The sequence below is a fragment of the Actinoplanes sp. NPDC004185 genome (genome assembly GCF_053603475.1).
Genome location: NZ_JBSGFR010000116.1, coordinates 1 through 2,495, shown reverse-complemented (window position 1 = coordinate 2,495; position 2,495 = coordinate 1). Strand labels below are relative to the sequence as shown.

Genomic DNA, 2,495 nt, shown 5'->3' with positions numbered 1-2,495 from the left:
CTAGCAACCTGACTATAACCGAATCGTGCACTTCGTCCAGCCCCTTATAGACTGTTGGTATATCGTATCCCCACATATATGCACGCGCCGCATTATCTTCCGCGCACAAGATTTTCAACATCAACTGATACCACTCAGGTGATACGTCTGACACCTCGCGTTCCAACAGAGAAATTGCTTTCGCCAAATCGTGATATTCCGGCTTAAACGCAATTCTCAGGCACTCTTGAAGCCCTCCGTCTCCAGCTCCCTGTACGACAGCGGTAGCGCGTTCCGGTCGAAGTGCGTCCAATTCTTTTTCAAGGCTGGCATACCCCCAAAACGTTTTTCCAATATCAGAACTACTGGCAAGGACCTTTTCCGAGCCGAAGCCAATTGCAAAAATAACAATGCGAGCCCGAATAATGCTACTTTTTGAGCCGCCGAGGACATTTATCTCACGCGGCAGGATAACTGTTAGAACTCTTGCGCCACCATAAAGCACACTTTGATGAGACGTTAGCTTTATTCCATTTTCAATCTGAAAAACAGATGAATATTTCAGCTTATATTTATCTAGCTGCGCTTGTAGCTCGTCCGCCAGTGCACTCGCCGCTTTCGGAGCAGAGGGAAAGCGAAGGATAGCGGCATGCGTCGCTGGATTAGGTTTTAGGTCTGGAATATCTGGAAAGCAGTGACTGGAAAAGTGAATTGCTGGCCAATCATAAACGGTCGTGCTCAACAATCTGTCTGTGCCTTTGCGGAGCAACGAAAAGCACTGCCCCTGCGCATCGAGAACAAGCGTCCGCATACCAGCCTCAGCAGAGGCCAACGCTGCAGAAATTCCGCCCACACCCGCGCCTAGCACAACCACATCGTAGTCGACATCTCCATCAGCAAACGAACTACTATTTTCAGCTTGCTTTTCGAATAGCCCTGCATCAATGGCCGTATGAATAAGTGTCCGCGCCCGGAGGACTTGGTCACGCATGCTGATATAGGTCAAGCTCCTGTTAAGCTCGAACTGATTAGGTCCAATCTTATAAGCAAGAAGCGCCAACCCCGCATGAGATTTGTTTTTATCCATGTTTTAAAGAGCGTAATCTTGTGCGTCGAATAGACTCTTTCGAGCGGACGCGGATGTGCAAAGGAAATCATCATCAAGAATGAGTGCGAGGACGCCGCCCTTCATTCTCAACAAATCTCGCATGCGGTCAATTTGCACAGAAAGCTCATTATTCCGTGCGGTCAACATATTCAATCGCTCTTCTAACGAGGGGCCACGGTCCGGCACAGAACGTGACACGACTTCCCGATGAACGAGCCCCCGACGTCTATCGTCGTAGTCTCGTTTGATATTTTCGATATCAGCGGCAGCACTGAATACATACTCCCCACTTCCAACTCGCGCAGCCCTGTCCTCTAGTATTGCCAACCGCACATACTGGTCGACTACTCTCGTTAGCACAGAAATTGAAATTTTACCAAAACCCTGGCCCAGGATATATCTATATACCTCGTCCAATAAATCCCCGCGCGCCCTATATTCTCGGCCGTCCTTCTCCGACAATTGTGCGATATATGCCGCGATTAGCTCTTCCACTTATATCCCCCTATCCCAGCTAGCATACATGGATGACCCTCGCCTTGAGGCGAGTCAATAACCCATTTAATCATAAGTGTTTTTTGACTAGCAACTTCATCCGTCTCTCAATCGCGACCATCTCGTGTGCGGAAGAGTGGTACCGCACTCTACGCTGTTTTTCGTCCGCTGCGTGACCCTCCCTCGCAAGCGCGACCCTAAAAAGTAAAGACGCGGTCCTACATCGAAGGCAAAAACAAATCATCTCGATAGTACACGACACGCGCCCGCGCTTTTACTCCGCGCATGAGCAGTTATTCCTCTTGGGTATTTTCGTGCAAAGAGGGCGCCAGGGTGACGCATTGTGCCTGTCGCTCACGCGAACCGATGCGCGTTTAGCGCCTCACGATGGACATCATTATCGAGCTTCCCGGATACCCGGAGTGGACTGAACCGGTATCGCAACGACGTTATCGCAAACATCGCAAATAGCTACGAGAATCCTGCGACGAAGCCCTTGCCGTCGCTGAACGGAACATCTCGTTGAACGAAAGTTGTGTCAACCAGTTCGCCACAACGCGAGCAGATTGCTGTGCTCTTATCGCCTGCCTGAAAGCGTCCTGCGCTCATTGCGTTCTGAATCACTGGTGGTCGCGCTTTTCCTTTCGGCTCAGCCGAGCCTGCGCGGACGCAGTTGCCCGAGACTTGCCGAGCTCAACAGCCTCACGCACGTCCATCTCAAGTGCCCCCCTGTCTTTTTCTGGGGACGCCAGCTCGGTGAGAGCACCATCCCGTCCTATGAGCCATAAAGCCGTCGCGTAAAGACCGATACCAACGCCCGGTTCACCGGCCTCTATGCGCATCAGAGTCGGAACGGTCACTCCCAGTCGGGCCGCCCAGGAAGCGAGCGATTCCCTTCTGCGCAGACGGGCGA

General features: G+C 51.6%; 2 protein-coding genes. Both read right to left on the bottom strand.

Annotated elements, in window-relative coordinates:
• A partial coding sequence (locus ACWEOZ_RS44190) for an FAD-dependent oxidoreductase (protein ID WP_451916655.1) occupies nt 1-1,066 on the bottom strand: 1,066 nt, incomplete at its 3' end.
• A 1,136-nt stretch (nt 1,067-2,202) separates the two neighbouring features.
• Nucleotides 2,203-2,495 (bottom strand): hypothetical protein (locus ACWEOZ_RS44185; protein WP_451916654.1); only part of this gene is annotated, 293 nt, incomplete at its 5' end.